Source organism: Lentzea aerocolonigenes, assembly GCF_000955955.1.
GTDB classification, from domain to species: domain Bacteria; phylum Actinomycetota; class Actinomycetes; order Mycobacteriales; family Pseudonocardiaceae; genus Lentzea; species Lentzea aerocolonigenes_A.
Map to the genome: position 1 here is coordinate 1 of NZ_JYJG01000343.1, position 7,422 is coordinate 7,422.

The following is a 7,422-nucleotide window of genomic DNA, read 5'->3' on the forward strand; positions in this document are numbered from 1 at the left end:
CGTGTCCCGGTCGAGCAGGTCCGCCAGCTCGCCTGCAACGCCGGCATCATCCCGCTGGTGCTCGGCGAGAAGTCGCAGCCGATGAACATTGGCCGCAAAGCCCGCAGCTTCCCGGCCGGAATTCGTCGAGTCCTCGTTGCGAGGGACCGAGGCTGCGCCTTCCCGGGCTGCACTCGGCCGCCACGGCATTGCGATGGCCACCATATTCATCACTGGGCAGACGGCGGCGAGACTTCGGTCGAGAACGCGGTGCTGCTCTGCCGTCAGCACCACACGCTGATTCACCACAGTGAATGGGAAGTGAAGATGGCGGCCGGGATACCGGTCTTCTACGCGCCCGCGTGGCTCGACCCGACCCGCAGACCGAGACGGAACCTGCTCCACACGCCACTCGAATTCGTGTTAACCAGTTCACGCGAATTGGCTTTCGCCTGCCCGACATGAAGCCGAAGGCGAGCTCGGCCCTGCTATCGTGATCGAGGAGGGCGAGGGCAGTGAAGCGCTACATACTGTTCGATCACGACGGCGTTCTGGTGGACACCGAATTCTGGTACTTCCAGGCGGGAGCACGCGCTCTCGCCGAGATCGGCGTGGTCCTGGACGAGGATCAGTACCTCAGCGACATGGGCCAGGGACTGGGGACCTGGGCCCAGGCCAAGGCAGCAGGTGTCGACGAGCAGACCATCGGCAGGCAGCGCGCGGTCCGGGACGCCTACTACCAGGAGTACCTGCGAACCGAGTCGATCGAGATCGAAGGCGTCGTCGAAACCCTGGCCGAACTGTCGAAGTTCGCCCGCATGGCCATCGTGACCACCGCGAAGCGCGCGGATTTCGACATCATCCACGAGAAGCGCCGGATCACTCAGTTCATGGACTTCGTTCTTGCGCGCGAGGACTACACGCTCGCCAAGCCGCACCCGGAGCCGTACCTGACCGGCCTGGATCGGCTGGGGGCGAGCAGGGAGGAAACTCTGGTCGTCGAGGATTCGGCCCGGGGGCTGCGCTCGGCGGTCGCGGCCGGTGTCGACTGCGCCGTCGTCCACAATGAATTCACCAAAGGACAGGACTTCTCCGGGGCCAGCTATCGGATCCAGACTCTGGCGGAGTTGAAGGAAATCATCCTGAACTCATAGCTCGTCTGCGACACGCGCGCCCACCTACGCAAGCCGACCCGCTCGGCCAGCGCAACCGCCCTGCTACACCCCGCTAACACCCACCCGAATACCCTCACCCACCATGCGCAACGTCCTGCTCATCGCGTCCCTGGCGCTAGCCGCTGCCACCACCCTGTCCGGCTGCGGCAACTCGGCAGAGCCCTCGACCGCCTCCTCCGGCGCTCCGACCGCCCCGTGCAAGGCCGACGACTTCAAGGTCACGGGTGACTTCGGCAAGGCCCCCAAGGTCGAGATCCCCGCCTGCAAGCCCACCGACGAGCTCATCATCAAGGACCTGGTGGCGGGCACCGGCGCCGAGGTGAAGACGGGCACGACGGCCACGGTCAACTACCAGCTCACGACCTTCTCCAACAAGAAGGTGCTGGACAGCTCCTTCGAGCGCGGCGAGCCGTTCGACGTCGAGAACGTCGGACAGGCGCCGGTCATCGACGGCTGGAACGAAGGGATCGTCGGGCTCAAGGAGAAGGGGCGGCGGCTGCTGATCGTGCCGCCGGCCAAGGGTTACGGCCAGGGCACCAACGGCATCAAGGCGAACGAGACTCTCGTCTTCGTGATCGACGGCGTGAAGGTCACCCCCGCCGCCTGACCCGCAGACGCAAAAACGGCCCCCGACCAGCGCTTGGTCGGGGGCCGTCCTATAAAGAAGTCACGGCAGGAGCAGCAGCTTTCCGGTGGTGCGGCGCGACTGCAGGTCCGTGTGCGCCTGGGCGGCCTCTTCCAGCTTGTACCGGCCGCCGATCCGGATGTTCAGCGTCCCGTCCACGATCGCGCCGAACAGGTCCGCGGCCCGCCAGTCGTACTCGGCGCGGTCCAGCAGGTACGCCCCGGTCGACGGCCGGGTCAGGAACACCGAGCCGGCGGCGTTCAAGCGCTGCGGGTCCACCGGCGGCACCGGGCCCGACGACGCGCCGAACAGCGCCAGCAGACCGCGCGGCTTCAAGGAAGCCAGCGACTGGTCGAACGTGTCGCGGCCCACGCCGTCGTACACGACGTCGACCTTCTCGATCTGCGACGCGAAGTCCCCGTACCGCAGCACCTCATCGGCGCCGGCTTCGCGAGCGAGCGCTTCCTTCTCATCGGTGGACACAGTCGCGACGACGTGAGCGCCGCGAGCCTTCGACCACTGTGTCAGCAGCAACCCGACGCCACCGGCGGCCGCGTGCACCAGCACCCGGTCGCCTTCCTTCACGGCATGCGTCGAGTGCGTCAGGTAGTGCGCGGTGATCCCCTGCAACAGCGAAGCCGCGGCCAGTTCCACGTCCAACCCGTCCGGCACCCGCACCGCGGCCGCGGCCGGCACCACGACCTCGGACGCGTAGCTGCCCAGCACGGTCATCCACGCCACGCGGTCACCGACGGCGAAGTCCGGGGAGTTCGAGACGACGACCTCGCCCGCGCCCTCGAGGCCCAGGGCCGTGGGCAGCGGAATCGCGTACTGGCCGCTGCGCTGGTAGGTGTCGATGTAGTTGACGCCCGCCGCGCCCACTCGCACCAGCAGTTCGCCGTCACCGGGCACGGGTGACGGCACGTCGGAGTACTCCAGCACCTCCGGGCCGCCGGCCGAACGCACCATCACTGCCTTGGGCATCTGTCCTCCTAGATCGACTCAACCCCGTCAACCCGAGCTGCGACGACGTTGTTCCCGCTTCCACCCCCCTGGGACAGCCTCCCGTCAGTCCTCGCCGAGCGCCACGCGGCGGGCGAGTCCGAGCGGGAGCGCGCCAGAGCCGGCGATCCGGTCGTGGAAGTCGCGCAACGAGCCCAGCTCCGCGGCCAGGTACTCCTCGCGGATCAGGTCGATCTCCAACGCGCCCGTCAGGTACGACGGCGCCTGCGTCGGCCACGCGCAGTACCGCTTCACCTCGCCGACAGCGGTTCCCGGGGTCAATGCCGTGCGCGCCACCATGAACGACTCGGCTTCGGCCGGCGTCATGTCACCGCAGTGCAGCGCCGTGTCGACGACCATCCGGGCCGCCCGGAACAGCCGCGCCTCGACGTGCCCCATCAACGAGGCGCGCGTCGTGTAGTAGCCGACCGAGCGCAGCAGCTTCTCCGAGTACAACGCCCAGCCCTCGGCGAAGTACGACGTCCGGAACACCTTCCGCAACGGGTGCGCGTCACCCTGCGTCGCCACCCACGCCGCGTGCCAGTGGTGGCCGGGGTAGGCCTCGTGCACGGAGATCGTCGGCAGTTGCGGGCGCGCGTTGGTGCGCAGGCGGTGCGTGACCTGCTCGTCTGAAGCGCCGTCAGGCGTGAACGGCACGAAGAAGTAGCCCGCCCGTCGTGACGTCAGCGGCGGCGGGCCGAGGTAGCTCGCCACGGACATGATCGCGCGGTGGAACAGCGGCGACGGCACCACGCGGCACTCCTCGCCCTCGGGCAGCGTCACGAGCGAGTGCTCGACCAAGGCCGCACGGGCCCGGGAAGTCTCCGCCTCGTACTCCGCGCGCATCGCCTCCAGCGTGGGCGGGTGGTCGTCCTGCAGCGAGCTCATGACCGTGCGCCAGTCCGGCGAGCCCGCGAGTTCGATCAGCTCGGCCTCGAGCGACGCGTAGGCGTCCTGGCCGCGCTGGTGCAGCTCGGGCGCGCCGTAGCCGAGCATTTCCTTGTCCTGCAACAACGTCGAGTAGAGCTTCTCGCCCATCCGCCAGTCGCCGCTCGCCCGCAGACCGAGGTCCTGCAAGAACGCCGCGTGCCGGTCGAACGCCTCGGCGGCGGGACCGGCGGCCTCGACCAGTTGCGCGCGGAGTTCCGCTGACCGCACCTCCAGCGGCAGCGAGTCGAGCACGAACGACCGGCCCGTCCGCACCTGCTCCATCGCCCGCTGCACCACGAGCGGCGACGCCAGCGACGCGTCGAGGTTCGCTTCCGCCGCGGCGAACACCGACGGCACCTCGCGCAGCTTCGCGATCGCGGCCGCGACCAGTTCCTCCTCTGACAGCAGCCGGTGCAGGAACGGCGAGAGCAGTCCGAAGAAGACCATCCCCGAGTACTCGTGCGGGTCGCGCCGCCACGACGGCCACGTCTCCATCGCGAGCGCGCCACGCAGCACCGACAGCGCCAGATCGCGGTCCACCGAGCGCGGCAACGCCTCCAGCCGTGCGAGCCACTCGCCCTTGTCCCTGGCCCGCTGCTCGAACGCGCTGGCCGTGAAGTCCCCGAACGTCGAGTAGTGATCGAGTGAGCCGACCTGCGCCGCGTGGGCGGGGTGGTGGTCGAAGTACCACGAGAGGAACGACGCGAGCGTGTCGGTGGTCACCCGACCGAACCTACTCGCTGGTTTTACAGTGTGGGGGTGTCTGATCAAACCACTCAGAAGCGCATCGCCGAGTTCGTGCAGGCCCACGGCAAGCCGGGCACCGCGGTCAGGGCCGTCGTGGAACCGATCGGCCGTTCCGGCGCGCGGATCGTGCTGGTCGGCGCGGACGGCGCCATGGGCGACGTGATGGCCAAGGACGTCGAGGCCGCCACCAAGGCCGTCGAGGCGGTCGACAACGTCGAGCAGGCCGAATGGGACCGCGAGACCACCGCGGCCACCAAGATCGGCCCCGCGCACCGCCGCAAGATGGCCAAGATGCAGTCATGAAGGTCGTGCTCGCGTCCTGCGCCGCACTGCCTTCCGGTGACGGCGACGAGGACGCGCTGATCTCCGCGCTGCAACGCGACGGCGTGGACGTCTCGTGGCAGCCGTGGGGATCGCCGGTCGACGCCGACCTCGTGGTGCTGCGCGCCACTTGGGACTACACCGAGCGGCCCGACGACTTCCTGGCGTGGTGCGAAACCGTGCCCGCGCTGGCGAACCCGGTTTCGGTCGTGCGCTGGAACACCGACAAGTCCTATCTGGTCGAGCTGGCCGCGCGTGGTCTCGCCGTCGTGCCCACCGCCGTGGTGGAGCCGGGGGAGAAGCCGTCGTTCCCGGACGGCGAGTTCGTGGTGAAGCCCGCGATCGGTGCGGGCTCCCGGGGTGCCGGACGGTTCACCGACCACGCCGAGGCTCAGGCGCACTTCGAAGCCCTTGGCGTCAAAGCGCTCGTGCAGCCGTACCAGTCCAGTGTGGACGCTCATGGCGAGACCGCGCTGGTGTTCTTCGCCGGCGAGTACTCCCACTCGTTCCACAAAGGACCGATGTTGGCGCAGGGCCTGGCCGAGTCGGAGTCCGGGCTGTACGTCGAGGAGAAGCTGCGCGGCATCGAGCCGACCGAGGCCCAGCGCTCGCTCGCGGACCGTGTGCTGGACGAGGCGGCCGCGCTGCTCTCGTTGGACCGCAAGGACTTCCTCTACGCCCGCGTGGACGTCGTGTCGGGTGCTGATGGAGAGCCGCTGCTGCTGGAGCTGGAACTGACCGAGCCCACGCTCGGCTTCAAGTACACCGGTGAGGACGCCGCTTCCAGGCTGAGCAAGGCAATTCGGTCCACAGCGAGGGCGTGAGTCGTTACGGTCGGCTGCATGAGCACCGCGACCGTCAACGGCATCACCATCGGATATGACGACACAGGCTCCGGCGACGACGTGCTGGTCCTCGTGCACGGCCACCCGTTCGACCGCTCGATGTGGCAGCCGCAGCTGGAGCACTTCCGCGGCTCCGGCTGGCGCGTGATCGCCGCCGATCTGCGCGGCTACGGTGAATCCACGGTCGTTCCCGGCGTGACGCCGCTGTCGGCGTTCGCCGGGGACGTCGCCGCACTGCTCGATCACCTGAACGTCGAGCGGTTCGTGCTCGGCGGCCTGTCGATGGGCGGGCAGATCGTGCTGGAGTTCCAGCGGCTGTACGGCGAACGCACCCGCGGCCTGATCCTGGCTGACACGTTCGCCCAGGCCGAGACCCCGCAGGGCCGCGTGATCCGCAACGACATGGCCGACCGGCTGCTGCGCGAGGGCATGGCCGGTTATGCCGGCGAGGTGCTGTGGAAGATGGTGGCGCGGCACAACGCCGGGCCCGTCTCCGAGCACGTGTCGCGGATGATGAACAACGCCCCGGCGGAAGGCGCGGCGGCGGCGTTGCGAGGGCGTGCCGAGCGGCCCGACTACACCGAACTGCTCGGCACGATCACCGTGCCCACGTTGGTCGTGGTCGGCAGTGACGACGAGTTCACGCCCGTCTCGGACGCCGAGTACATGCACGAACGCGTCCCGGGTTCGGCGCTGGTCGTGGTCGACGGAGCCGCCCACATGCCGAACCTGGAACGCGTTGACGTGTTCAACAAAGCTGTAGAGGAACTGCTAGCGCAGGCCTGACCCGATGCCGGTCAGCCCGCGGACCTCCATCTCGCTCTGCTTGGCGGGGTCCGCGGGTTCCTTGCTCAGGATCGTGCCCAGGAACCCGGCCAGGAACGACAGCGGAATCGACACGATGCCGGGGTTCGAGAGCGGGAAGAACGCGAAGTCCGCGTCCGGGAACACCGACGACTTCGCGCCCGAGATGGCGGGCGAGAACACGATGAGCAGCACGCACGACGTGAGACCGCCGTAGATGCTCCACAGGGTGCCGCGCGTGTTGAAGCGCTTCCAGAACATGGAGTAGAGCAACGTCGGCAGGTTCGCGGAAGCCGCCAGAGCGAAGGCCAGAGCGACCAAGAAGGCAACGTTCTGACCGTTGGCCGCGATGCCGCCGACGATCGCGAGCACGCCGACGCACACCGCGGTGATGCGGGCGACCCGGACCTCGTCGCGCGGATCGGCCTCGCCGTGCTTGATGACGTTCGCGTACACGTCGTGGGCGAACGAAGCGGACGCCGTCAACGTAAGACCGGCGACGACCGCGAGGATCGTGGCGAACGCCACGGCGCAGACGATGCCGAGCAGCACCGTGCCACCGACCTGGAACGCGAGCAGCGGAGCGGCGGAGTTCTCGCCGCCAGGAGCGCCGGTGATCTTGTCGGTGCCGACCAGGGCCATCGCGCCGAAGCCGATGACCAGGGTGCACGAGTAGAAGATCGCCATCATCCAGGTGGCCCAGACGACGGACTTACGGGCTTCCTTGGCGTTCGGCACGGTGTAGAAGCGCATCAGCACGTGCGGCAGCGAAGCGGTGCCCAGCACCAGGGCCAGGGCCAGGGACAGGAAGTCGAGCTTCGTCAGTCCCGATGCGCCGTACTTCACACCGGGGGAGAGGACGGCCTCGCCCAGCGGCGACTTCTGGGTCGCGCGGTCGAGCATCGCGGAGAAGTCGAAGCCGAACTTGCCGATCAGGAAGATCGTCAGCAGCGAGACCGACAGGACCAGCAGGACGGCCTTGATGATCTGCACC

9 protein-coding genes are annotated in these 7,422 nt (G+C 68.4%); 6 read left to right on the forward strand and 3 right to left on the reverse strand.

Translation table 11 applies throughout. From position 1 onward, the window contains the following. The 3 genes from UK23_RS52185 to UK23_RS36695 all read left to right on the forward strand — a co-directional run. Window positions 1-444, forward strand: a 444-nt coding sequence (locus UK23_RS52185) for an HNH endonuclease signature motif containing protein (RefSeq protein ID WP_156213659.1), incomplete at its 5' end; no start/stop codon positions are given. 50 nt (window positions 445-494) lie between these two features. Then, window positions 495-1,133 carry an HAD family hydrolase gene (locus UK23_RS36690; protein ID WP_045316363.1) on the forward strand — a complete coding sequence of 213 codons (639 nt, stop codon included), beginning with the start codon at window positions 495-497 and terminating at the stop codon, window positions 1,131-1,133. 103 nt (window positions 1,134-1,236) lie between these two features. Next, complete coding sequence (locus tag UK23_RS36695; protein ID WP_045316364.1) at window positions 1,237-1,761, forward strand: FKBP-type peptidyl-prolyl cis-trans isomerase; 525 nt, start codon at window positions 1,237-1,239, stop codon at window positions 1,759-1,761. Between the two features lie 60 nt (window positions 1,762-1,821). On the opposite strand, the gene UK23_RS36700 is transcribed toward UK23_RS36695, so the two are convergent. Beyond that, complete coding sequence (locus UK23_RS36700) at window positions 1,822-2,763, reverse strand: quinone oxidoreductase family protein (protein ID WP_045316365.1); 942 nt, start codon at window positions 2,761-2,763, stop codon at window positions 1,822-1,824. Window positions 2,764-2,847: 84 nt separating this feature from the next. Then, complete coding sequence (locus UK23_RS36705) at window positions 2,848-4,434, reverse strand: DUF885 domain-containing protein (protein ID WP_045316366.1); 1,587 nt, start codon at window positions 4,432-4,434, stop codon at window positions 2,848-2,850. Window positions 4,435-4,470: 36 nt separating this feature from the next. On the opposite strand from UK23_RS36705, the gene UK23_RS36710 reads away from it, so the two are divergent. From UK23_RS36710 to UK23_RS36720, 3 genes are read left to right on the forward strand one after another with little or no spacing between them, the layout of a single operon-like run. After that, on the forward strand, window positions 4,471-4,761 hold the full coding sequence (locus UK23_RS36710; protein WP_045316367.1) for a hypothetical protein: 291 nt from the start codon (window positions 4,471-4,473) through the stop codon (window positions 4,759-4,761). Beyond that, a complete protein-coding gene (locus UK23_RS36715) occupies window positions 4,758-5,603 on the forward strand; it encodes an ATP-grasp domain-containing protein (protein ID WP_045316368.1) in 846 nt (281 codons plus the stop codon). Before UK23_RS36710 ends, UK23_RS36715 begins: the two co-directional genes overlap by 4 nt. 18 nt (window positions 5,604-5,621) lie before the next feature. Then, window positions 5,622-6,410 (forward strand): alpha/beta fold hydrolase, encoded by a 789-nt coding sequence (locus UK23_RS36720; protein ID WP_045316369.1) that lies wholly within the window; start codon window positions 5,622-5,624, stop codon window positions 6,408-6,410. Here UK23_RS36720 and UK23_RS36725 read toward each other — a convergent pair. Next, window positions 6,396-7,422 (reverse strand): cation acetate symporter (locus UK23_RS36725; RefSeq protein ID WP_045316370.1); only part of this gene is annotated, 1,027 nt, incomplete at its 5' end. The genes UK23_RS36720 and UK23_RS36725 overlap by 15 nt on opposite strands.